24 protein-coding genes and 1 tRNA gene are annotated in these 21,163 nt (G+C 64.1%); 12 read left to right on the forward strand and 13 right to left on the reverse strand.

Annotation, left to right across the window (positions count from 1 at the left end; translation table 11 throughout):
* The first annotated feature begins 175 nt into the window (after positions 1 to 175).
* From FJ954_RS18925 to FJ954_RS18940, 4 genes are all read left to right on the forward strand, one after another.
* Positions 176 to 967 carry an ATP-binding cassette domain-containing protein gene (locus tag FJ954_RS18925; protein WP_181166325.1) on the forward strand — a complete coding sequence of 264 codons (792 nt, stop codon included), beginning with the start codon at positions 176 to 178 and terminating at the stop codon, positions 965 to 967.
* Positions 968 to 1,031: 64 nt separating this feature from the next.
* Positions 1,032 to 1,958, forward strand: a complete 927-nt coding sequence (gene exbB / locus FJ954_RS18930; protein ID WP_140662484.1) for a tonB-system energizer ExbB — start codon at positions 1,032 to 1,034, stop codon at positions 1,956 to 1,958.
* Between the two features lie 13 nt (positions 1,959 to 1,971).
* Positions 1,972 to 2,439, forward strand: coding sequence for a TonB system transport protein ExbD (gene exbD, locus FJ954_RS18935; RefSeq protein WP_140662486.1), 468 nt, complete (start codon positions 1,972 to 1,974; stop codon positions 2,437 to 2,439).
* Positions 2,436 to 3,380, forward strand: coding sequence for an energy transducer TonB (locus FJ954_RS18940; RefSeq protein ID WP_140662488.1), 945 nt, complete (start codon positions 2,436 to 2,438; stop codon positions 3,378 to 3,380). The genes exbD and FJ954_RS18940 overlap by 4 nt, the downstream gene beginning before the upstream one ends.
* Positions 3,381 to 3,431: 51 nt before the next feature.
* Here FJ954_RS18940 and FJ954_RS18945 read toward each other — a convergent pair whose 3' ends face one another.
* The 4 genes from FJ954_RS18945 to FJ954_RS18960 form a co-directional block, all read right to left on the reverse strand.
* Positions 3,432 to 3,683, reverse strand: a complete 252-nt coding sequence (locus tag FJ954_RS18945; protein ID WP_015315110.1) for a hypothetical protein — start codon at positions 3,681 to 3,683, stop codon at positions 3,432 to 3,434.
* 67 nt (positions 3,684 to 3,750) lie between these two features.
* Positions 3,751 to 3,954 (reverse strand): nitroreductase family protein, encoded by a 204-nt coding sequence (locus tag FJ954_RS18950; RefSeq protein ID WP_246681113.1) that lies wholly within the window; start codon positions 3,952 to 3,954, stop codon positions 3,751 to 3,753.
* A 242-nt stretch (positions 3,955 to 4,196) separates the two neighbouring features.
* Positions 4,197 to 4,946: a helix-turn-helix transcriptional regulator gene (locus FJ954_RS18955; protein ID WP_140616536.1), complete on the reverse strand. Its 750-nt coding sequence runs from the start codon at positions 4,944 to 4,946 to the stop codon at positions 4,197 to 4,199.
* Between the two features lie 321 nt (positions 4,947 to 5,267).
* A tRNA-Ala gene (locus tag FJ954_RS18960) sits at positions 5,268 to 5,343 on the reverse strand.
* Positions 5,344 to 5,491: 148 nt separating this feature from the next.
* Between FJ954_RS18960 and FJ954_RS18965 the strand changes: the two genes are divergently transcribed.
* Both FJ954_RS18965 and FJ954_RS18970 read left to right on the forward strand, forming a co-directional pair.
* Complete coding sequence (locus FJ954_RS18965; protein WP_015315112.1) at positions 5,492 to 5,785, forward strand: YggT family protein; 294 nt, start codon at positions 5,492 to 5,494, stop codon at positions 5,783 to 5,785.
* A 7-nt stretch (positions 5,786 to 5,792) separates the two neighbouring features.
* A complete protein-coding gene (locus FJ954_RS18970) occupies positions 5,793 to 6,107 on the forward strand; it encodes a DUF167 domain-containing protein (protein ID WP_140662490.1) in 315 nt (104 codons plus the stop codon).
* A 164-nt stretch (positions 6,108 to 6,271) separates the two neighbouring features.
* Here FJ954_RS18970 and FJ954_RS18975 read toward each other — a convergent pair whose 3' ends face one another.
* Genes FJ954_RS18975 through FJ954_RS18985 form a run of 3 tightly spaced genes read right to left on the reverse strand, consistent with a single transcriptional unit; the run spans position 6,272 to position 9,013 of the window.
* Positions 6,272 to 7,153, reverse strand: coding sequence for a MurR/RpiR family transcriptional regulator (locus FJ954_RS18975; protein WP_140662492.1), 882 nt, complete (start codon positions 7,151 to 7,153; stop codon positions 6,272 to 6,274).
* 16 nt (positions 7,154 to 7,169) lie between these two features.
* Positions 7,170 to 8,240, reverse strand: coding sequence for an ABC transporter ATP-binding protein (locus FJ954_RS18980; RefSeq protein ID WP_140616538.1), 1,071 nt, complete (start codon positions 8,238 to 8,240; stop codon positions 7,170 to 7,172).
* Between the two features lie 2 nt (positions 8,241 to 8,242).
* A complete protein-coding gene (locus FJ954_RS18985) occupies positions 8,243 to 9,013 on the reverse strand; it encodes an SDR family oxidoreductase (RefSeq protein ID WP_140662494.1) in 771 nt (256 codons plus the stop codon).
* Between the two features lie 182 nt (positions 9,014 to 9,195).
* Between FJ954_RS18985 and FJ954_RS18990 the strand changes: the two genes are divergently transcribed.
* From FJ954_RS18990 to FJ954_RS19010, 4 genes are all read left to right on the forward strand, one after another.
* Positions 9,196 to 10,422 carry a sugar ABC transporter substrate-binding protein gene (locus FJ954_RS18990; protein ID WP_140662496.1) on the forward strand — a complete coding sequence of 409 codons (1,227 nt, stop codon included), beginning with the start codon at positions 9,196 to 9,198 and terminating at the stop codon, positions 10,420 to 10,422.
* 431 nt (positions 10,423 to 10,853) lie between these two features.
* Positions 10,854 to 11,723: a sugar ABC transporter permease gene (locus tag FJ954_RS19000; protein ID WP_015315118.1), complete on the forward strand. Its 870-nt coding sequence runs from the start codon at positions 10,854 to 10,856 to the stop codon at positions 11,721 to 11,723.
* Positions 11,720 to 12,544, forward strand: a complete 825-nt coding sequence (locus tag FJ954_RS19005; RefSeq protein ID WP_015315119.1) for a carbohydrate ABC transporter permease — start codon at positions 11,720 to 11,722, stop codon at positions 12,542 to 12,544. The genes FJ954_RS19000 and FJ954_RS19005 overlap by 4 nt, the downstream gene beginning before the upstream one ends.
* A gap of 78 nt (positions 12,545 to 12,622) precedes the next feature.
* Positions 12,623 to 14,107 carry a M81 family metallopeptidase gene (locus tag FJ954_RS19010; RefSeq protein ID WP_140662498.1) on the forward strand — a complete coding sequence of 495 codons (1,485 nt, stop codon included), beginning with the start codon at positions 12,623 to 12,625 and terminating at the stop codon, positions 14,105 to 14,107.
* A gap of 34 nt (positions 14,108 to 14,141) precedes the next feature.
* Here FJ954_RS19010 and FJ954_RS19015 read toward each other — a convergent pair whose 3' ends face one another.
* From FJ954_RS19015 to FJ954_RS19040, 6 genes are all read right to left on the reverse strand, one after another.
* Positions 14,142 to 16,196: a M3 family metallopeptidase gene (locus tag FJ954_RS19015; protein ID WP_140662499.1), complete on the reverse strand. Its 2,055-nt coding sequence runs from the start codon at positions 16,194 to 16,196 to the stop codon at positions 14,142 to 14,144.
* 89 nt (positions 16,197 to 16,285) lie between these two features.
* Positions 16,286 to 16,720 carry a nuclear transport factor 2 family protein gene (locus FJ954_RS19020; RefSeq protein WP_140662500.1) on the reverse strand — a complete coding sequence of 145 codons (435 nt, stop codon included), beginning with the start codon at positions 16,718 to 16,720 and terminating at the stop codon, positions 16,286 to 16,288.
* Positions 16,717 to 17,361 carry a carbonic anhydrase gene (locus FJ954_RS19025; RefSeq protein ID WP_140616544.1) on the reverse strand — a complete coding sequence of 215 codons (645 nt, stop codon included), beginning with the start codon at positions 17,359 to 17,361 and terminating at the stop codon, positions 16,717 to 16,719. Before FJ954_RS19025 ends, FJ954_RS19020 begins: the two co-directional genes overlap by 4 nt.
* Before the next feature lie 147 nt (positions 17,362 to 17,508).
* The gene (locus FJ954_RS19030; protein ID WP_140662501.1) at positions 17,509 to 18,300 is read right to left on the reverse strand and encodes a DUF429 domain-containing protein; all 792 of its coding nucleotides are present in this window, start codon (positions 18,298 to 18,300) and stop codon (positions 17,509 to 17,511) included.
* Positions 18,297 to 19,181, reverse strand: coding sequence for a pyridoxal kinase PdxY (gene pdxY, locus FJ954_RS19035; RefSeq protein ID WP_015315125.1), 885 nt, complete (start codon positions 19,179 to 19,181; stop codon positions 18,297 to 18,299). The genes FJ954_RS19030 and pdxY overlap by 4 nt, the downstream gene beginning before the upstream one ends.
* Before the next feature lie 13 nt (positions 19,182 to 19,194).
* Positions 19,195 to 19,446: a hypothetical protein gene (locus FJ954_RS19040; RefSeq protein WP_015315126.1), complete on the reverse strand. Its 252-nt coding sequence runs from the start codon at positions 19,444 to 19,446 to the stop codon at positions 19,195 to 19,197.
* Positions 19,447 to 19,609: 163 nt separating this feature from the next.
* Between FJ954_RS19040 and FJ954_RS19045 the strand changes: the two genes are divergently transcribed.
* Together FJ954_RS19045 and FJ954_RS19050 are read left to right on the forward strand one after the other, a co-directional pair.
* Positions 19,610 to 20,248 (forward strand): LemA family protein, encoded by a 639-nt coding sequence (locus FJ954_RS19045; protein ID WP_015315127.1) that lies wholly within the window; start codon positions 19,610 to 19,612, stop codon positions 20,246 to 20,248.
* Positions 20,249 to 20,347: 99 nt separating this feature from the next.
* Positions 20,348 to 21,160 carry a YgcG family protein gene (locus FJ954_RS19050; RefSeq protein ID WP_181177877.1) on the forward strand — a complete coding sequence of 271 codons (813 nt, stop codon included), beginning with the start codon at positions 20,348 to 20,350 and terminating at the stop codon, positions 21,158 to 21,160.
* The last annotated feature ends 3 nt before the right edge of the window (positions 21,161 to 21,163 follow it).

A 21,163-nucleotide genomic window follows, 5' to 3' on the forward strand; every position in this document is an offset into this window, starting at 1 on the left:
GCGGGTGAGGGCCCGTACGCGGCAACAATGGCACCGGCCCCGGAGCGTTTCAGGTTTTGCGGTGCATTCCCATCTTAAATCTTGACTAGTAATATCAAGTTTCATAGTCAACCGGGGACCTGCCTCCGCAGACAGGATCGGAATGCGGCGGCGGGGCTGGAGAAATGCCGTGACCATGGCCGAAGCCGATAGCCAGACCGCATTCGATATCGATGCCGTGCGTTTCGCCGTCGGCGAACGGACGCTGCTCGGTCCGGTCTCGCTCGAATTGCGGCGCGCGCGCGTCTACGGGCTGATCGGCCATAACGGTTCGGGCAAATCGACGCTGATCAAGCTTTTGGCGCGCCAGCAGCCGGCAAGCTCCGGCGCCATCACTTTCGCCGCACGGCCGCTATCGCAATGGGGCGCGCGCGAGCTGGCGCGGGCTCTTGCCTATCTGCCGCAGACGACGCCGGCGGCGACGGGCTTGACCGTGCGCGAGCTGGCAACGCTCGGACGCTATCCATGGCATGGTGCGCTTGGCCGTTTCGGCGCCGAGGACAGGCGCCATGTCGAGCAGGCCCTTATGCTGACCGACATGGAAGGATTCACTGAGCGGCTGGTGGATGAATTATCCGGCGGCGAGCGCCAGCGCGCTTGGCTGGCCATGCTGGTGGCGCAGAATGCCGGCGTCATGCTGCTCGACGAGCCGATCTCGGCGCTCGACATCGCGCATCAGGTCGAGGTGCTGGGCCTGGTCAGGGAGCTCAGCCGCAAGCGCGACCTGTGCGTCGTCGTGGTGCTGCACGACCCCAACATGGCGGCGCGCTACTGCGATGAGCTGATCGCGCTGAAGGACGGCAGGCTGCTGACGCGCGGCACACCGAGCGAGATCATGCTGAGCGATGTGCTCAAGGACATTTTCGGCGTCGAGATGGGTGTGTTCGCGCATCCCGTCACCGGCCAACCCGTCGGCTATGTGCAGTGAAGTCGTCGCCAGGGTTGCAGGAACCGGCAAGCGGCTGGCCGCCGTGAGAACAAGGAAGAAGCTCATGTCGAGATATGGTTTGTTGGCGGCGTTGGTCGCATCGCTTGTCCTGGGGGCGACCGGCGCCACGGCCCAGGAGCAACCGGCCGGCTCTTCTCCAGCGGTTGAGGCCCCTGCCGCGCCGGCACAAGCTGCACCGGCTGTCATGGCGCCCGCGCAACCAGCCGGCCAGCCGAGCGCGACAGCGCCGGCCGAGGCCGCGCCTGCGGGGGCGATGGACCTGAACCTGCCGCATGACCTGTCGCCATGGGGCATGTTCAAGGCCGCCGACATCATCGTGAAGGCGGTGATGACTGGACTGGCCTTCGCGTCGCTCGTCACCTGGACGATATGGCTGGCCAAGTCGCTGGAGATTTTCGGCGGCAAGCTGCGCCTCCGCCGTGCCGTCCGCGCGATCGGCGATGCCGCCACGCTGAAGCAGGCGAGCCGCGCGCTCGACCGCTGTGGCGATCCCGGCGCGCTCCTGGTGCGGGCAGCGGAAGAAGAGGCCGCGCTTTCGGCCAATGCGCTCGACCACGTCGGCGGCGACGGACTGAAGGAACGGGTCAGCTCGCGCCTGTCGCGCATCGAGGCGGCTGCGTCGCGGCGCATGTCGCGCGGCACCGGCCTGCTGGCGACGATTGGTTCCACCGCGCCTTTCGTCGGCCTGTTCGGCACCGTCTGGGGCATCATGAACGCCTTCATCGGCATCTCGCAGGCTCAGACCACCAATCTCGCCGTGGTCGCGCCGGGCATCGCCGAAGCGCTGCTGGCCACCGCGATGGGTCTGGTCGCGGCAATCCCAGCGGTGGTGATCTACAACGTTTTCGCCCGCTCGATAGCCGGCTACCGGCAGATCCTCGCCGACGCCTCGGCCGGCGTCGAACGGCTGGTCAGCCGCGACCTCGATTTCCGCACGATAGCGGCGGCGACAGCCTTGGCGGCGGAGTAGCGGGAGCGACGCCATGGGGAGCAGAATGCGACAGACCCTGGACGACGACCTCGAGGAAAGCCACGAGATCAACGTCACGCCCTTCATCGATGTCATCCTTGTGCTCCTGATCATCTTCATGGTCGCCGCACCGCTGGCGACGGTGGATGTCAATGTCGACCTGCCCGGTTCGACCGCGACGCCGGCGCCGCGACCGGAGACGCCGCTGTTCCTGACGCTGAAGAACGATCTCAGCCTGGCGATCGGCAACGACACGGTGCCGCGCCCGGCTTTTGCCGCCACGCTCGACAGCCGCACCAAGGGCGACAAGCAGACGCGGATATTCCTGCGAGCCGACAAGGCGGTCGCCTATGGCGAGCTGATGGAGGCGATGAACCTGCTGCGGGCCGCCGGCTATCTGAAGATCGCGCTGGTCGGCCTGGAGGCCGCGCCGGCAGGTGATATCGCCGCACCGGCGCCAGGCAAAGCGGCCGCTCCATGACGCCATCCGCCGCCTCGCCCACGGTGGTGCTGTCGCGCTTCGACTGGCGCGACCTTGGCCTATGGGCATGCGCGGCGGTGCTGATGCTTGGGGCTCATGTCGCGGTCGCGTATGCCGTGCAGAATTTCAATCCAGTCGACCTGTCGGATGGCGGACCGCCGCCGGCCCTAGTGGTCGAGATGGCGCCGATGATGGTGACGCCGTCGGTGCCCGAACAGGCCGCGATGCCCGACGCGGCCATTCCCGACCGGGCCGAGCCAGTCGAACAGACCGAGAAGGCCGCCGAGGCCGAGCCTGACAAGATGGTCGAGCAAGCGGAGCCTGTTACCGAGGCCGTGATGGTGCCGCCGAACGAGCCTACGGAGATGACGAAGGCCGAACCGGTCGAACAGCCGCCGCTGGAACAGGTCGTCCCCGATATTGTCGAGACCGTCGCGCCGGAGGCTGTCGTTCCGCTGCCGCGGGCAAAGCCGACGGAACGGCGCAAGGAAAAGAAACCGGCCGAAGCCAAGGTTAAAAAGCCGGTCGACAAGCCCAAGCCAAGGCCGAAGAAGGAAAAGGCCGAGCCACCGAAGACGGCAAGTGCCGCGAGAGCCGAGGCCAAGCCTGCCGCCAAGGCGGCGGCGCCGAGATCGGCGGCCGGGTTCTCGGGTGTCAGCCCGGCCAAATGGGAATCGCGGCTGACGGCGTGGATCAATCGCCACAAGCGCTATCCGAGCGCCGCGAAATCCCGGCGCGCGCAGGGCAATGTGAACGTGACTTTTACAATGGACCCATCCGGCCGGGTCCTGTCGGCCCGGGTCGCCCGTTCGTCCGGCGATGCCGAACTCGACCGAGCAGCACTTGCGGTGCTGCAGGGCGCGACCGTGCCGGCGCCACCGGCGGAACTCGGCCCGCGCGTCAGCCGTACAGCGCCATTCGTGTTCAGTTTGCGGGACTAATGCCCCTCAAATCCGTGCCAGCCGTCCCGCAAGCCCGACAATTGCATCGCGCTACGCTGTTCTTGGCTGAGCGTGGTTGTCTTTCGGGTGTGCCTTGGGGTGCATCGGATTGCCGCTGAGCTGCGCGTGTCGTGCCGGCCGTGCGCCGCGCAAGACGTCGAAGGCTTCGGCATAGGCCATACCGAGCAGATAGGAGATCATGGGGAAGCGGCTCGCTTCGGCCATCTGCACCAGCTCATTGGTCATCGTCGCGATATATTGGAGACTGTCGAGCTCTGACTGACGTAAGGCCTGATTTGACATGTTCTGCTCCTGTCATCGAATGAACTTTAGGGAATGCGTACTGGCTGCACTAGATGTACTACGCCGGCTAATTGATCGATCGACCGGCCGAATGCGGATCAAGTTCCGGGATTGAGAGGGTCAACGCATAGATGGGCGCGTCGGTGAGGCTGTCGAGGCCCAGAAGGCGCTTGATCGCCGAATGGCTCAGCGCCGCCGTGGGGCAGGCCGACAAGCCGTGCCTGGTTGCCGCCAACATCATGTTCTGGCCAATGTTCACTTTCTTGGTCATTTTCGTCCCTTTCCCCGACCCCCAGGGATCTGTTGAAAGATCCCGGAAAGGGATCCGCGGGAAGAAAGGTAAGGTCGGAAGAGTTACTGGTTTGTTAAAACTGTAGTAAATCAGCCATGAGCTAAAATATCTTTCTTGGCTAGAAAGTCTAAAAAAATCGATTTTACTCGGTTATGGAGTAGGCAATCGCTGGCATACGCTTTTTCGGGATATTCTTGTTCTTATTCAGCGTAAGCAAGCGGCTAACCCAGCCCGTCGCGAGCGAGGCTGACGACGAGCTGGTCGAGGCTGGGATCATCGAGCCTGACGACATGCGCCATGCGGATCGCATGCCTGGGCCGGATATTGGACCTATCCTGCCGCATGATGACCGACACGAATGCCGGCCCGGCTTCGGTCAGAAGCATGGCCTTGCCTGTCAGCACCGGTTCGGAGATAGGCGCCCATTGCACCGAGATCAGCGACGGCTCGCCTGTCTGGCGGCGGTTGACGCCGCTGAAATAGATCCAGTTAAGGCGCGAGATCGCCACGCCATAATGATTGCCGCGTGCCCGCGCCCATGTCGAGCGATGATGCTCCGACCATCCGGTGACCCTGCGGAACGTGACCAGCTCGGCTTCGCGACGCACGAAGGTGATCGCCCGCACCAGCAGATCGGATCTGCCGGGGATCGAAAAATAGGTGAAATAGGTGCCGCCCGCAATCGACGGAGCGGGCGGCCGGATCATCTGGGTGAACAGGCTTTCGGAGATCGGCGGCAGACCGGGAGCCGCGGGCGAGGGGGCGCCGGGGTCCCGGTACAGCTCGGCTTCGTCGACGCGGAAATAATCGCAGATCAGCTTGGCGGTGGCCTTGTTGGGCACGGTCTGCCCTTGCAGGTAACGCTCGAATTGTGTGCGGTTGATGCCAAGCTCGCGGCATACCGCGCTGACAGAAGCATGGTCCTTGCAGAGCCGCCTGAGATTTGCAGCAAGATTCTGGCGAATGGACACTAGTTTGCTTTCGCAGGCGGATACTTCATTTCGACTCGGAATCCGTATAGCGCTTTCGGTCGCCCCCGCCGAAACGCCCTGTCACAACACACAGAAAAAACTGATTTGAGAACGCCACTCTAATGGGGCGGCTTCCAAAAAAAATAGCGCCTGCCGGACACCGGCCATCGCCATAAGTCCAATTGACAACCATTTCGCCTCGGAAACGGCGAAATGCCATTTGGCCATTTTTGGGGGGATCGGGGCTACGCCTTGCATCGCGCCGTGGCGGATGCCGGCCGCGCCTTGCCGGGACGGTCAAAAGCCGGACGATTATTCCGCTGGTGGAGCTGAGGAGGATCGAACTCCTGACCTCGTCATTGCGAACGACGCGCTCTCCCAGCTGAGCTACAGCCCCGTCCAGCGGATGGCGCATTTATCGGGCGCCGCGGTTTCCTGTCAAGGCGGCGCTTCACCGAAAAACCGGCTGCCGGTCGCGTGGCGGAACCCTGCCCTTGCCGGTTTGGCGCGTAATGGCTACATGTCGGCAACAATTGGAGTCCGGCATGCTCGCCCTCATTCAAACCATCGTCATGGCGCTCGACCTCTATTGGTGGGTCATCATCGCCTCGGCGATCTTTTCCTGGCTCTACGCCTTCAATGTCGTCAACTCGCGCAACCAGTTCGTCGGCAGCATCGGGAACATGCTCTACCGCCTGACCGAGCCGGCGCTGCGGCCGATCCGCCGCTTCATGCCCGACCTTGGCGGTATCGACATCTCGCCGATCATCCTGTTGCTGATCCTGTTCTTCCTCAGGCAGTTCATTCTCACCACGGTCGCGCCGCTGCTGCTGGCCTGACGATCGCATGAGCGCGCCGTTCCGCATGCGCGAGAACGGCGTCGATCTGTTCGTGCGGCTGACGCCGAAGTCTTCCGTGGACCGGCTCGACGTTGTCGAAACATTGGCGGACGGACGAAGTCACGTGCAGGCGCGGGTCCGCGCCGTGCCGGAAAATGGCGCCGCCAATCAAGCGCTGGAGAGGCTGGTCGCCAAGGCGCTAGGTGTTCCGGCATCGGCCGTTTCCGTCGTCGCCGGCGGTACGGCCCGCCTCAAGACGTTGCGGATATTGGGTGATCCGGAGGCGCTGGTAACAGGTGTCGAAGCGCTTTTCCAAAATTGAGATGCAGGCGGGACATCGCCCCCTCTGCCCTGCCGGACCCGGTCCTGCGCTGTCGCTCCGGGTGGTCGTCGTTCGGAAAGCCAAGCAATTGGCTTCCCGTCCGCTGCGCGGACCACTCCTCACTCACGCTTTTGGGGGGAATTGGCAATTTCGGCGCCGGCTCGTCAATCGCCCAGCGGCAAACGCGGGTCGTCGACCTTCAGCGTGTTCACGCTCTGCTTGATGCGGCGCAGGTTCTCCAGCACCTTCGGGCCGCGTGTCTCGGCGACCGAGGTCACGATCATGTCGACGATCGCCAGCAACGCGTAACGTGACGATGTCGGCTTGTAGATGTTGCCGTCCTCGAACGGCTGCAGGTGGATGACAGTGTCGGCGACCTTGGCCAGTGCGGAGTCGGGCGCGGTGACCGCCACCGTGGCGGCGCCATATTGTTGGGCGACCTGCACCGCCTCGATGACCGAGCGCGCATAGCCGGAGACCGAGAAGGCGACCACCGTGGTGTCTGGCGTGGCAACGGCGGCATACATGCGCTGCAACTGTCCGTCGATCTGTGCCAGAACCGGCAGGCCGAGCCTGAACAGCCGGTTCTGCATTTCGGTCGCCATCATCGAGGAAATGCCACCCGAACCTATGCACAGCACATTGCCTGATGCCGCAAGGCGCGCGGCGACGTCGACCAGCGTCGTCATGTCGAGGTTCTCGCTGGCGCGCTGGATGGCTGTAACCGCCGCTTCGGTGATGGTCGAGGCAATGCGCTGTTCGCGGGCGTCGCGGCTCAGTGGCTCCGGCGACAGATACTGGCCGCCGATGGCGATGGCCTGGGCCAGGTAGAACTTGAAGTCGCGCAACCCCTCGCAGCCGAGATTGCGGCAGAAGCGGGTGACCGTCGGTTCGCTGACGCCGACCCGCGCGGCGATCTCGGAGATCGCGGCCTTGGAGGCGAAGTCGAGGTCGGACAGGACGAGGCTCGCCAGCCGGCGATCCGACTTGGTGCCGTCCTGCGACATCAGCTGCAGCCGCGTGATGATATCGGCCGGCGTCTTCATATCCGCGTTTCCGTCGTCATCTCAGCGGCAGGCCCGTCGCCGTGTCGAACAGATGGATGTTGCCGGGGTCGACCGAGACCGGCAGCAGGTCGCCCGGCCGCACCGGCACCCGGTCGCGGAACACGGCGCGCACCGTATCGGTGCCAATGGCGCCGTAAACATGGGTTTCGGAGCCGGTCGGCTCGACCACGTCAACCTTGAGCGTCATGGCGTCGGTGGCTTCACCGACGATGAAATGCTCCGGCCGGATCCCCGCCTCAACGGCACTGCCTGCCGGCACCGGGTCGCCGGCAAGCGCAAGCCGGCCGCCGCCGACCGACTCGAACCAGGTCGTCCCGGGCGTCGTCTTCAGTGCCCCGGATACAAAACTCATGGACGGCGAGCCGAGGAAGCCGGCGACGAACTTGTTGGCCGGCCTGTCATAGAGCTCCAGCGGCGGCCCGACCTGCTGAATCCTGCCGCGGTCCATCACGACGATGCGGTCGGCCATGGTCATGGCCTCGATCTGGTCGTGGGTGACGTAGACTATGGTGGATTTCAGCCGCTGGTGCAGCGCCTTGATCTCGGTGCGCATTTGCACGCGCAACTGCGCGTCGAGATTGCTGAGCGGCTCGTCGAACAGAAACACCGAGGGTTCGCGCACGATGGCGCGGCCCATGGCGACACGCTGGCGCTGGCCGCCCGAGAGCTGGCGGGGATACCGGTCGAGATAGGAGAACAGGTTGAGGACGCCGGACGCCTTCTTGACCTTCTGGTCGATGGCGGCGCGGCTCTCGCCCCGGATTTTGGGACCGAAGCCGATATTGTCGGAAGCCTTCAGGTGCGGGAACAGCGCGTAGGATTGGAACACCATGGCGATGTTGCGCTGCTGTGGTGGCAGGTCGTTGGCGCGCGTGCCACCGATCAAGAGGTCGCCGGAACTGATGGTCTCCAGGCCCGCCAGCATGCGCAGCAAGGTCGACTTGCCGCAGCCGGACGGGCCGACGAGCACGACGAACTCGCCGCTCTTGATGTCGAGGCTGATCTCCTCGAGGATCTTGTGCTGGCCGAAGGATTTCGAGAGGTTGCGAAACTCGACGTCGGTCATGGTCACGCTCCCAGTATGTCGTCGATGAACGGCAGGCAGCCGGCGGTCAATCCCGCATCCACGGGCATCACCACGCCTGTTACGCCCGAGGCGCGGTCGGAGGCAAGGAAAGTCACCGCTTCGGCGACTTCGGAGGCGTTGACGATGCGGCCGAGCGGATAGAGCCGCTGCAGCTTGCCGATTATGTCAGGGTTCTTGGCAAGGCGATGGTCCCAGGCGGCGGTGCGAATCGATCCGGGGCAGACGACATTGGCGCGCACGCCGCTACGGCCGAGCTCGACGGCGATCGACTTGGCATAGGCGTTGATGCCGGCCTTGGCGGCGGCGTAGGCCGGATTGCCGAAATGCGCGATGGCGTTGACGGAAGAAATGAAGACGACGCTGCCCGAACCGCGTGCAGCCATCGCCTTAACCAGCGCGTCGGCGAAAGTCATCACACCGGTCAGGTTGAGGTCGAGCTCATGTTCGATCGTGTCCGCCGTCAGCGCATCGAGCGTTTCGGCGCGCGTCCAGCCGGCATTGTTGACCAGGATATCTGGCACGCCGTCCCGGTCGAGAACGGCGGCGATCCCCGCCTCGATGGAAGCCCGGTCGAGAAGGTCGAAGACATGCCGCGAGGCAAGGTGCGGGCTCGCCAGCGCCTCCTCTGATTGGTCGCAGCCGACCACCCGCGCGCCCCTGCCGGCCAGCAGTGCGACGATCGCCGAGCCAAGGCCGCCACCGGCGCCGGTGACGACGGCGGTCCTGCCTTCGAATTCGGCTCTCGAAACCACGGCGCTTGCTCCTCCCGCAGGTCAGGCAGATGCCGGAGAGGCTAAAGAACAGGATGTAATTAAGCAACATATTAATCCGCTTGCGCGCGGCGAATTCATCGATAATGTAGGAAAGTCACATAAATCTTGTGCCGGCACCGGCACAAGGAGCGCGAATGCGCGAAACAAATGGGAGAGATCGGATGAACCTTGCGAAATGGACTGCCGGCCTGATGGCCGGAATGGGCATTCTGGCCTTCGCGGCGCAGGCAGAGGCCGGCGAAGTGCGGGTTACCGTCGCCGAATACAGCGCCAAGACCGGCCCGTATTTCGAGCAGGTCAAGAAGGAGTTCGAGGCGAAGAACCCTGGCATCACGGTCAAGTTCGAGGTGGTGCCGTGGGATGTGCTCTTGCAGAAGCTGACCACCGACATCACCGCCGGCACCAACGCCGATCTCTCCATCATAGGCACGCGCTGGCTGATCGACTTCGTCCAGCAGGACGTCGCCGAGCCGCTCGACAGCTACATCACGCCCGAATTCAAGGGTCGCTTCATCGACACCTTCCTGTCGCCCTCGATCATGGGCGGCAAGACCTACGGCCTGCCGATCGCCGCCTCGGCGCGCGCCATGTATTACAACAAGGAGCTGTTCGAGAAGGCCGGCATCGCCAAGCCACCGGCAACCTGGACCGAATTGCAGGAGGATGCTCGCAAGATCAAGGCGCAGGGTGCCTTCGGTTTCGGCCTTCAGGGCAAGGAGATCGAGACCGACGTCTATTACTACTACGCGATGTGGTCGCAGGGCACCGAGATCCTCAACAAGGACGGCACGTCGGGCCTGAGCACGCCGGGCGCGCTCGAAGCGGCCAAGCTCTACAAGTCGATGATCGACGAGGGGCTGACGGAGCCCGGCGTCACCTCCAACAATCGCGAGGACGTGCAGAACCTGTTCAAGCAGGGCAAGGTCGGCATGATGATCACGGCGCCCTTCCTGTCCAACCAGATCAAGGACGAGGCGCCGAGCCTCAAATATGGCGTTGCCGCCATTCCGGCCGGTCCGACCGGTGCGCGCGGCACCTATGGCGTCACCGACTCCATGATCATGTTCAAGAACTCCAAGAACAAGGACGAGGCCTGGAAGCTGATGGACTTCCTGTTCACCACGGAACAGCGCGCCAAGTTCACGCAGGGCGAAGGCTTCCTGCCGGTGAACAAGGAAGAGGCCAAGATGGACTATTACGTCAACAACGCCGACCTGGCCGCCTTCACCGCCCTGCTGCCGGATGCGCGTTTCGCGCCGGTCATCCCAGGCTGGGAAGAAGTTGCCCAGATCACGTCGGATGCCATGCAGAAGATCTATCTCGGCGGCGATCCCGAGGCAGGCTTGAAGGAAGCGGCGGCCAAGGCCAACGCAGTGCTGAAGAAGTAGGGGCCGCGCCCAACAAATAGGGCGTATCTCCCTGCGCCCGTGGCGCGCCCCCGACTCAGGTGGGGCGCGCCACATTTCCAAACAGACATTTGGCTGCGCTCCACGTAAATAACGAAGACTGACAAGCAACCACTTTGGACGAATTGTCGACGTCAGCGCCGCCCCTCATTGCCCTGCCGGGCATTTCTCCCCGTATAGAGACGGGGAGAAAGGGCGGCCGGCATCTCGGAGCCCTTTCTGGACGCTGGTGACTGGCGAAAGCGGTGATGAAAGCTCCCCTCTCCCCGTCTCTATACGGGAGAGGATGCCGGCAGGCAGGTGAGGGGCGGCGCCGACGCCGGGGAAGAGTTCGAAACCGAGCGCCTGGGAAGAACAGGTCAACTGGCCAACCAGTGCTACTGATGCCTCGCAACGCGGTGTAAAATCAGCCGATGCAAAATCGCTTCCTGCCCTACCTCCTGACCTTGCCCAGTCTGTTCCTGGCGGCGGTGGTCATCTTCTGGCCGGTCTGGGACCTGATCCAGATCGCCACGCATGACGTCAATCGCTTTGGTCAGCTGCGCGAGTTCAGCGGTCTTGCCAATTTCGCCGCGCTGGCCGCCGATCCCGACTTCGTCGCCGCGCTCTGGCGCACGGGGCTGTGGACGGTGCTGGTGGTCGGCGGAGCGCTGCTGCTCTCGGTCCCGGTGGCGATGATCCTCAATACCGATTTCTATGGGCGTGGCCTTGCCCGCGTCATCATCATGCTGCCCTGGGCAGTGTCGCTGACCATGACGGCCGTGGTCTGGCGCTGGGCGCTGAGCGGTGAAAGCGGCATGCTGAATTCGGCGCTGATCGGACTTGGCCTGATCGACCACAACATCCAGTGGCTTGCGAGCGCCGAGACGGCGTTTCCGATGCAGGTGCTGATCGGCATATTGGTGACGGTGCCGTTCACCACGACGATCTTTCTCGGCGGCCTGTCGTCGATCCCGGACGATCTCTACGAGGCGGCGGCGCTCGAAGGGGCAACGCCGCTCCAGCAGTTCCGCGAGATCACCTTTCCGCTCCTGAAACCCTTCATCAACATCGCCATCGTGCTCAACACCATCTACGTCTTCAACTCGTTCCCGATCATCTGGGTGATGACGCAGGGCGGGCCGGCCAACTCGACCGACATACTGGTCACCCACCTCTACAAGCTGGCATTCCGTATCGGCAAACTCGGCGAGGCGTCGGCGGTCTCGCTGGTGATGTTCGCCATATTGCTGATCTTCACCATGATCTATGTGCGCCTTGCGATGCGGGAGCAGCGCGCATGAAGGCCAAGCTGAAGCGCACCATCATCGCCTGGCTGCTGCTGGCGCCCTTGATCGTGGTGACGATCTTTCCCTTCGCGGTGATGTTCCTGACAGCGGTCAAGCCGCGTACCGAAGTGCTGACGCCGACATGGTGGCCGAGCGAGTTCCGGTGGTCGAATTTTGCCGACATGTGGGTGGCGACAGGCTTCGGCCGGGCGCTGGCCAATTCGCTCTATGTGTCTGTCATCGCCACCGTTGGCGCCATCCTCATATCCGTCCCGGCGGCCTATGCCATGTCGCGCTTCCGCTTTGCCGGCTATGGAGCGTTCCGCCAGTTCCTGCTGATCTCACAGATGATCTCGCCGATCGTGCTGGTGCTCGGCCTGTTCCGGCTGATGGCTGCCTGGGGACTGGTCGAATCGACCACCGCGCTCGGCTTCATCTATATGGCCTTCAACGTCGCCTTCACCGTATGGATGCTGCAGAGCTATTTCGACACCATTCCGCGCGACCTTGAGGAGGCCGCCTGGATGGAAGGCGCCGGCCGCTGGCTGACGCTGCGAAAAGTGTTCCTGCCGCTCTGCCTGCCGGCGATCGCGGTGACGGCGATCTTCACCTTCATCAATGCCTGGAACGAATTCGTCGTGGCGCTCACCATGCTGCGCAGCCAGGAGAGCTATACGCTGCCGATCCAGGTGTTCTCGCTGGTTGCCGGGCGCTACACGATCGAGTGGCACCATGTCATGGCGGCGACGCTGCTGGCGACGCTGCCGGTGGCGATCCTGTTCATCTGGCTGCAGCGCTATCTTGTCCGGGGCTTGGCGCTCGGGGCTGTCAAATAGCAATCCCAGCAATTCCAGGAAAAGTGCCCAGCGGTTATCCGTCCGGAATTGCGAAAACAAGAAGTCCACGGAGTTTTCATGCGTATCTTCACCGCCTCGCTGGCGACGGAAACCAACACCTTCTCGCCGGTGCCAACCGACCGAGCCTCTTTCGAGATGGCGTTCTATGCCGGGCCGGGCAAGCATCCGGAAACGCCGACCCTGTGCTCCTCGCCGATGGTGGCGCTGCGCCGCCGCGCGGCCGCCGAAGGCCTGACCGTGATCGAAGGCACCGCCACCTGGGCAGAGCCCGGCGGCCTCGTGCAGCGGCAGACCTATGAGGCGCTCCGCGACGAAATCCTCGGCCAGCTCAAGGCCGCCTTGCCGGTCGATGCCGTCATTCTGGGCCTGCACGGTGCCATGGTGGCGCAAGGCTATGACGACTGCGAGGGCGACCTGCTGGAGCGCGTGCGTGGCATTGTCGGGCCAAGCGTGGTGATTGCCTGCGAGTTCGATCCGCACAGCCATCTGACGCCGAAGCGCGTGGCGGCGTCCGACATCATGGCCTATTTCCTCGAATTCCCGCACACCGATTTCTACGAGCGCGGCGAGCATGTGGTCGCGCTTGGCCTGGCCGCGGCGCGCGGCGAGATCAAGCCGGTCATCTCGACCTTCGACTGCCGCATGATCCAGGTGCTGCCGACCAGCCGCGAGCCGATGCGCTCCTTCGTCGACCGCATCAAGGCGCTGCACGGCAAGGACGGCGTGCTGTCGGTCTCGGTCATCCACGGCTTCATGGCCGCCGACGTGCCCGAAATGGGCACGCGCATCCTTGTCGTTACCGACAATGACAAGGCCAAGGGCGATGCGCTGGCGGAGCGGCTTGGACGCGAGCTCTATGCCATGCGCGAAACGACCGCGATGACGATGCTGAGTACGGCCGACGGCATCGATCGGGCGCTGGCCGTGCGCAAGCAAAGACCGGGCAAGCCGGTGGTCATTGCCGATATCTGGGACAACCCCGGCGGAGGCGTTCCCGGCGACGGTACCTTCGTGCTGCGCCAGATGCTGGCGCGGGGTCTGGACAAGTTCGGCGTGGCGACGATCTGGGATCCGATCGCGGTGACTTTCTGCCAGGCGGCCGGCGAGGGCGCCGTCATCGACCTGCGTTTCGGCGGCAAGGCCGGCCCGCAGGCGGGCGAACCGATCGATGCACGCGTCAAGGTACTGAAAGCGGTTGCCGAGGGCTGGCAGAGTTTTGGCCCGAGCCGGGTGACATTGGGACCATCAGCGGTGGTGCGCATCGAGGGCACCGAAGTCGATGTGATCCTGAACACCAACCGCACCCAGACCTTCGAGCCGGATGTCTTCTCCAACATCGGCGTCGATCCGCTGTCGAAAGACATATTGCTGATCAAGTCAACAAACCATTTTTACGCCGGCTTCGAGCCGATCGCCGCCGAGATCATCTATGTCGCGGCGCCGAGTTCCTATCCCAGCAATCCGGCGGCGACGAATTACACGAAGCTGACGCGGCCGGTGTGGCCAAGGGTAAAGGATCCTTGGGTCGGCAGCCAAGGATAACGAGGTTAACGTCAGCGCCGACTTCGGCGATTGCCTACACCAATCCGCGCTTGACCATCATCGCTTCCGGCGACGGCATTTTGCCGCGAAACGCCGTGTAGAGCTCTTCCGGATCCTTCGAGCCGCCGGCGGCGTAGACGTTCTTCCTCAGCCGCTCGGCCAGCGCCGGGTTGAAGGGGTCTCCGGTTTCCTCGAAGGCGGCGAAAGCATCGGCGTCCAGCACCTCCGACCACATGTAGGAATAGTAGCCGGCCGAATAGCCCTCGCCGGCGAAGACATGGCCAAAATGCGGGGTGCGATGGCGCATGGCGATCGTATCCGGCATATGCAGCGTCGCAAGCGTTTCGGCCTCGAAACGAAGCGGCTCTTCCGGCGCGTCGGGCCGTGCATGGTAGGCCATGTCCATCAAGGCAGAGGCGGTGAACTCGACGGTGGCGAAGCCGGCGCCGAAGGTGCGCGTGGCCAGCATCTTGTCGAGCAGCGCCTTCGGCATCGGCTTGCCGGTCTTGACATGCAGCGCGTGCTTTTCCAGAACCGCCGGCACCGTCAGCCAGTGCTCGTAGAGCTGCGAGGGCAGTTCGACGAAGTCGCGGCTGACCGAGGTGCCTGACACCGACGGCCAGGTGACGTCGGTCAGCATGCCGTGCAGCGCATGGCCGAATTCGTGGAACAAGGTCTTCGCTTCGTCGACCGACAGCAAAGCCGGTTCGCCCGCTGGCGGCTTGGCGAAGTTCATGATGTTGTAGATCACCGGCTTCGAGCCATGGCCAAGCTTGTAACCGGACTTCAGCGCGCTCATCCAGGCGCCGGAGCGTTTTGACGGCCGCGCGAAATAGTCGGCGAGGAACAGGCCGCGCTCACTGCCGTCGGCATTTTTGACCACGAAGACGCGCGCGTCCGGATGCCAGGCGGCGATGCCTTTCTTCTCCTCGAACGTGATGCCGAACAACCGCGTCGCGACGTCGAAGCAGGCGTCGATGACGCGGTCGAGCTGCAGATAGGGTTTCAGCTCCGCCTCGTCGAAAGCGAACTTCTCGGCGCGCAGCTTCTCCTGGTAGAAGCGCCAGTCCCAGGCGGCGAATTTTTCGTTGCTGCCGGCCTCGGCAGCCAGACGCTCCAGCTCCTTCTGGTCGGCGGCGGCTTTTTCCAATGCCTTTTCCCAAACCGGGTCGAGCAGCGCGTGCACCGCCTTCGGTGTCTTGGCCATGGTGTCGTCGAGCTTGAGCGCGGCGAAGGAGGCGTAGCCGAGCAGCTTCGCCTTTTCGGCGCGCAGCTTCAGCATGTCGCGCACCACGGACGTGTTGTCTGACGCACCGCCGTTCTGGCCGCGCATGGTGAAGGCGCGATAGGCGATCTCGCGCAGGTCGCGGCGTTCGGAGAAGGTTGTGAACGGCTCATAGATCGAGCGCGACAGGGTGACGGCGTAGCGGCCCTTCTGGCGGCGCATCTCGGCGGCCTCGGCCATCGAGCTTTTCACGAAATCCGGCAGGCCGGCGAGATCGGCCTCGTCGAGGAACAGCGCCCAGTCGCGCTCGTCGGCCAGCACGTTCTGACCGAAAGTCGTGCCGAGCGACGACAGCTCCTCGTTGATTTTGGCCAGCCGCGTCTTGCCGTCGGCGTCGAGCTTGGCGCCGGAACGGACGAAGCCTTTCCAGGTCTTCTCCAGGACGCGCAGCGTCTCGGGATCGAGGTCAAGGCTCTCGCGGCGCTGGTAGAGATCGTCGATGCGGGCAAACAGCTTCTCGTTCATCGAGATGGCCGAGAAGTGCCGCGACATCTTCGGCGAAATGTCACGCTCCAGGGCCTGGATGGTTTCGTTGGTGTGAGCGCCGGCGCGGCACCAGAAGATCGATGAGACATGATCCAGCGCCTCGCCGCCGAGCTCAAGCGCGGCAAGCGTGTTCTCGATGCTCGGCGCATCCTTGTTGCCTGATATCGCGTCGATCTCGGCCTCATGCGCCTTCAGCGCGGCGTCGAAAACGGGAGAAAAATCACCGTCGCCAATATGGGCGAAATCGGGCAGGCCGAGCGGCCCTCGCCACGCGGTCAACGGATGGGCGGCGAGATCGACGGCTTTCGGAGAGGGCATGGAGGGTCTTTCGCTGGCGTCAGGAAGGAGGTGTCACCGATGTAGGGCGCGGTCCGCGGGCCCGCAATATGCCAGTTGGCCGCTCCGCCTCAGTAGCCCTCGCAGTTTTCAGCGATTGCCGCCTGCGAACTGGCGGTGATGCGGTTGTCGCTCACCGCGAAGGTCTCCTGCATCAACATATCATTGTCGGGGAAGTCGTAGCAGGCGATCACGGTGGTGACCCCGCCTTCGGTCTTCTCGATGCGGTGGCGGATCGCGGCTCCCGCAACCGCACCTTTCCATTCGTCGAGCGAGGCGATGAATTCCTGCTTGCTCTGGACAACGCCGAGGTCGTCGAGCTTGATGCGGACGTCGTCGGCGAGCAGGTCCGCCAGCTCGGTGCGATCGGCGACCAGCAGCGCCGAATACCAGCGGCTTATGATGGCGCGGTCATCGGCGCGAGCGGCAACGATCGCTATCATCAGCGCGGCCGCCGTGAAAACGACCGGCCGGACACTCATCGCCTGCCGCGCCGTACCGTTCATTCCAGCACCGGCCGCTCGAAATCGCCGGTCTCCTTGTTCATCACCCAGAGCTCGCCGGTCGAAATGTCGAACCAGGCTCCGTGCAATGACAGCCGCCCCTTGCCCTCAAGGATTGAGACGCAGGGAAAGGTCCTGAGATTGGCGAGGGAGTAGCGGATCGAGATGCGCTCCAGGGCCGTCTGACGTTCCGTCGCCGTCATGAAGGTGCTGGCCGACACCGTCTCGGCGGCCGGCGCGATCAGGCTCATCCACTTGCCGATGAAGTCGCCGGGAGATAGCGGCGCGGAGTTGGTGTCGAGCGCGGCCCGGATGCCGCCGCAGCGGCCGTGGCCCATGACAACGATATTCTTGACCTTGAGGCTCTGCACCGCGAATTCGAGCGCGGCCGAGGTCGAATGGAACTCGCCGTCCGGCTCGTAAGGCGGCACCAGATTGCCGACATTGCGCAAGACGAAGAGTTCGCCGGGGCCGGCGTCGAAGATCGCCTCGGGCGCGGATCGCGAGTCGCAACAGGCGACGATCATGGTCTCGGGCGCCTGGCCTTCGCGGGCGAGCTCGCGATAGCGGCCGCTCTCGGTGAGGTAGCGGCCGTTCATGAAATTGCGGTAGCCGGCGAGGAGGTGTTCGGGAAGATGAGGCATGGGCGGCTAAGGCCTTTCCGGGTTGGAGGCGGCAGCTCGTTGCGGTCGAGGAAAGCCTCTAACGGCAAAAACCCGTTACGAGCAATGCAGAATTGTAGGGGCTAGCTATAAATGCCATGCGCCAGAGCGGGACGCCCGCCGACATTGTCACGCCCAAATGGCGACCGGTATGCCAAAACCGTCAGCGCGAGGCGGGTCGGGAAACGGCTTCGCGTCGCCGCTGGCGATGCGGCCGGCAATCAGCATCATGGCCGCCGCATCGAGGAAATCGTCGGCGGCCGCACCACGTGGCGGCAGCTGGTCGAGGAAATCCATGTCATAGCCGTGCCGGCAAAGCAGCGCCTTGCGCTCCGCCATGCCGGCCAGATTGACGCTGCCCTTGATCTTCTTCGGCAACCGCATGGCCTGATCGCCGTTCAGGCGACAGAAGGCGACTTCCGGATGCGATTCGAAGATGCGGCCGCGCAGTTCGGGCCGCGCGATCAGCAATGTGTCGATCTCGCGGATTTTCGAAAAGATGCCGAAGGCCTGGATGGAAACGCCGCGCGGCGGGTTGGATGTGGCCTTGGCCGCTTCGCTTGCCCTGATATGCGCCGCGTACCAGGCTTCGATCGTGGTGAAGTCGCTGGTGTCGGCATAGAGCGCGGCACGGGACGGAATCGAGAAGACGCTGGACTGGCGAGCGCCAAGCAGCGGCCGCACCAGCGCTTCCGGCCCGCGTCCGCCCTTTTGCGAAAATTCCGGTAGACCGATCGGCATGTCGACGGCGACGATCGCGTCATCGGGGATCGCCGCCAGCAGGGCGGCGAACGAAGGGAAGACATCGACCGAAGGCGCCGTATCTGGGTCACGACGTGTCGAACCGGGTTCGCTCCGCACGGCGATCCAGCCAGCCTTGCAGCCATCGGCGCCGACGAGCGCGACCTTGGCCGGGGTCACGCCCGGCGGTCCCGCCCCGGATGCGTGAGGTGGCGAAGCTGGACCATGGCCATCGGGTGCGACAGGCTCTGCGCGTCGGTTTCGAGCTGCAGTTCGTCGCCGCCGCGTTTTGCGGTGCGCGCCAGGATTTCGTAGACCGCCGCCGTCGTCGACTGCAGCGCCTTGATCGCCGGCTGGCCGGACAGGATGCGCGCCAGGTAGACCGCTGCCGTCAAGTCGCCAAGGCCGTTCGGCGGCTTGTCGATCAGGCGGTGTTCGGCCAGCAACGCCTGGGTGCCGTCGAGCAGCAGATTGCCTGTGCCGCCTGACATCATCGACGGAGCCGAGGTGACCAGCATGGTCGACGGTCCGGCATGGAGTGCGGCCGAGATCACCGATTTCAGATCGGGCAGCGGCGCGCCGGCCATCCATTCCAGCTCATAGCGGTTGGGCGTGGCGATGTCGGCGATCGGCATCAGCCGGTCGCGCATGGCGGCGGCGGTGGGCTCGGGCACGTAGAGGCCGCCGGAATCTCCCATCACCGGATCGCAGATATAGACGGCATCGGGCGTCCTCGCCTTGACCGCGGCGACCAGCGAGGCGACCGCCTCGGCCTGGCCGGCCTCGCCGAGATAACCCGACAGCACGGCCCCGACCTCGCCCAGCCACGGCGCGCGCTCCAGATCGGCCATCAGCGCCTTGAACTGGTCGAGCGGCGGCACGATGCGGGTCGCGCGGCCATGGCCGGGATGCCAGGGCAGGGTGACCGTAGGTACGGCCCAGACCGGAAAGCCCAGTGTCTCCAGCGCGAAGACGGCCGCGCGGTTGCCGACGGAGCCGCGGGCGACATGGCTGGATATGACGATGACCGCGCGCGGCGCGTCGGCTTTTTCGGCGCTCATTGTCTCTTGATTCCTAGCTGCCCCGGGTGAGGAAAAGCACGAGCCAGACCATCAGGCCCAGCGCCAGAAGCAGGCCGAGTATCCTGCCAACACGCGTGCCCCAGACTTCGATCGGATCCGTGCGATCGGCATCGGCCGCGGAGACGTGGTCGCGCATGCCTTTCGTCGTCCGTGCCACGAAAGAATTGCCGGCCGGATCGGTCTCCTGCGCGACGCGCTGGAGGATACGGCGCGATTCGCTGTCGCTGTCCTGGCGTTTCGCCATGATGATATCCCGTTCTGATCGAACCTTATCGCGTTCACCAGGCCAATCACAGGGCCTTGCGCGGGCACAATTCATGCCGAGCCTGCTTCAGAGGCCGAGGCCGTTTTCTTGCGCGCCGATTGTGGTAATGCTTCGGATGCAACTTCTATCGAGGGATCCCTTCATGCTTGCCCAGCGCCTTGCTCGACCATCGACATTTCGCACGTTGCCCGCCTTCCTGATGATGGCAATCGTGCTGCCGCTGCTTGCCGGCTGCGGCTACAACACGATCCCGACGGCGGAAGAAAACGCCAGGGCGGCATGGAGCGAGGTGTTAAACCAGTATCAGCGACGCGCCGACCTCATTCCCAATCTGGTCGAGACGGTCAAGGGCTATGCCTCGCATGAAAAGGACACGCTCGACGCGGTTGTCCAAGCGCGCGCCAAGGCGACGCAGATCACGGTGACGCCCGAAACGCTGAAGGATCCGGAAGCCCTCAAGAAGTTTCAAGATGCCCAGGCTGGGCTGACCAGCGCGCTGTCGCGGCTGATCGCGGTGTCGGAAGCCTATCCCGACCTCAAGGCCAACCAAAATTTCCTGGCGCTGCAGGCGCAGCTCGAAGGCACGGAGAACCGCATCGCCGTTGCCCGCCGCGACTACATCCAGGCGGTCAGGGACTACAATTTGACGCTGAAGACCTTTCCGTCGGTACTGTGGGCGACATTCTGGTTCCGCGGCAACGAGCCCTTCGCCAACTTCACCGTCGACGAAGACAAGATGCAGCCGCCGAAGGTCGATTTCGGCACGAAGCAGGGCGGGTGAACGGCGACTGTCATCGGAACGAATTCCGCGAAAAGACGGACCGCCGGCGTGCAAACACCCCCCTCTGTCCTGCCGGACATCTCCTCCTCAAGGGGGGCGCTGCGGAACGCCCACCTTTCCTTTCTTGGCCTTCTTGCCGGCATCCTCTTCCTCCCGTTCGCCGCCTTCGCCGCCGATCTTCCGGCGCTGACCGGCCGCGTCGTCGACAATGCCGGCATCATCGATGCCGGCACACGTGCGGCGCTGACCCAAAAACTCGCCGACTTCGAAACCAAGGGCTCGGACCAGATCGTCGTCGCCACCATTCCCAGCCTCGGCGGCGAGGAGATCGAGCCCTACGCCAACCGGCTGTTCCGCTTCTGGAAGCTCGGCCAGGCCAAGGAGAACAACGGCGTCCTGCTTTTGGTCGCGCCAAACGACCGCAAGATGCGCATCGAGGTCGGGTACGGGTTGGAAGGCACGCTGACCGACCTGCACACCAAGCTGATCATCGAGAACGACATGGTGCCGGCCTTCCGCGCCGGCGATTTCCCGGGCGGCATCTCCAAGGCCGTCGACGACATGATCATGGTGCTGGAGGGCAATCCGGAAGAACTGGAAGCGCGCGGCAAGCGCAACGAGCAGGCACCATTCAATTCCGACGACCTGTTCTTCGCCATTTTTATCGGCATCTGGGCGATCATTTTCTTCGGCAGCATCGCGGCCTCGGTCCTGCCGCCGATCTTCGGCCAGAAACTCGGGCCCGGACGCTATCGCTGGCTCGGCATGACCTTCGAGCCGCACCGGCGATCATCGTCCGGCGGCTGGTCGTCCGGCGGCGGCGGTTGGTCCTCCGGCGGAGGGTCCTCCGGTGGCGGTTTTTCGGGCGGCGGCGGTTCGTCCGGCGGCGGCGGCTCCTCGGGAGGCTGGTAAGGC

The organism is Mesorhizobium sp. B2-3-15 (assembly GCF_006442875.1).
GTDB classification, from domain to species: domain Bacteria; phylum Pseudomonadota; class Alphaproteobacteria; order Rhizobiales; family Rhizobiaceae; genus Mesorhizobium; species Mesorhizobium australicum.

Excerpts from the sequence above, each read along its gene's own strand:
- FJ954_RS18925 (WP_181166325.1), top strand. The coding sequence starts at position 176 with ATGGCCGAAGCCGATAGCCAGACCGCATTCGATATCGATGCCGTGCGT.
- exbB (WP_140662484.1), top strand. The coding sequence starts at position 1,032 with ATGTCGAGATATGGTTTGTTGGCGGCGTTGGTCGCATCGCTTGTCCTG.
- exbD (WP_140662486.1), top strand. The coding sequence starts at position 1,972 with ATGGGGAGCAGAATGCGACAGACCCTGGACGACGACCTCGAGGAAAGC.
- FJ954_RS18940 (WP_140662488.1), top strand. The coding sequence starts at position 2,436 with ATGACGCCATCCGCCGCCTCGCCCACGGTGGTGCTGTCGCGCTTCGAC.
- FJ954_RS18945 (WP_015315110.1), bottom strand. The coding sequence starts at position 3,683 with ATGTCAAATCAGGCCTTACGTCAGTCAGAGCTCGACAGTCTCCAATAT.
- FJ954_RS18950 (WP_246681113.1), bottom strand. The coding sequence starts at position 3,954 with ATGACCAAGAAAGTGAACATTGGCCAGAACATGATGTTGGCGGCAACC.
- FJ954_RS18965 (WP_015315112.1), top strand. The coding sequence starts at position 5,492 with ATGCTCGCCCTCATTCAAACCATCGTCATGGCGCTCGACCTCTATTGG.
- FJ954_RS18970 (WP_140662490.1), top strand. The coding sequence starts at position 5,793 with ATGAGCGCGCCGTTCCGCATGCGCGAGAACGGCGTCGATCTGTTCGTG.
- FJ954_RS18975 (WP_140662492.1), bottom strand. The coding sequence starts at position 7,153 with ATGAAGACGCCGGCCGATATCATCACGCGGCTGCAGCTGATGTCGCAG.
- FJ954_RS18980 (WP_140616538.1), bottom strand. The coding sequence starts at position 8,240 with ATGACCGACGTCGAGTTTCGCAACCTCTCGAAATCCTTCGGCCAGCAC.
- FJ954_RS18990 (WP_140662496.1), top strand. The coding sequence starts at position 9,196 with ATGAACCTTGCGAAATGGACTGCCGGCCTGATGGCCGGAATGGGCATT.
- FJ954_RS19000 (WP_015315118.1), top strand. The coding sequence starts at position 10,854 with ATGCAAAATCGCTTCCTGCCCTACCTCCTGACCTTGCCCAGTCTGTTC.
- FJ954_RS19005 (WP_015315119.1), top strand. The coding sequence starts at position 11,720 with ATGAAGGCCAAGCTGAAGCGCACCATCATCGCCTGGCTGCTGCTGGCG.
- FJ954_RS19010 (WP_140662498.1), top strand. The coding sequence starts at position 12,623 with ATGCGTATCTTCACCGCCTCGCTGGCGACGGAAACCAACACCTTCTCG.
- FJ954_RS19015 (WP_140662499.1), bottom strand. The coding sequence starts at position 16,196 with ATGCCCTCTCCGAAAGCCGTCGATCTCGCCGCCCATCCGTTGACCGCG.
- FJ954_RS19020 (WP_140662500.1), bottom strand. The coding sequence starts at position 16,720 with ATGAACGGTACGGCGCGGCAGGCGATGAGTGTCCGGCCGGTCGTTTTC.
- FJ954_RS19025 (WP_140616544.1), bottom strand. The coding sequence starts at position 17,361 with ATGCCTCATCTTCCCGAACACCTCCTCGCCGGCTACCGCAATTTCATG.
- pdxY (WP_015315125.1), bottom strand. The coding sequence starts at position 19,181 with ATGAGCGCCGAAAAAGCCGACGCGCCGCGCGCGGTCATCGTCATATCC.
- FJ954_RS19040 (WP_015315126.1), bottom strand. The coding sequence starts at position 19,446 with ATGGCGAAACGCCAGGACAGCGACAGCGAATCGCGCCGTATCCTCCAG.
- FJ954_RS19045 (WP_015315127.1), top strand. The coding sequence starts at position 19,610 with ATGCTTGCCCAGCGCCTTGCTCGACCATCGACATTTCGCACGTTGCCC.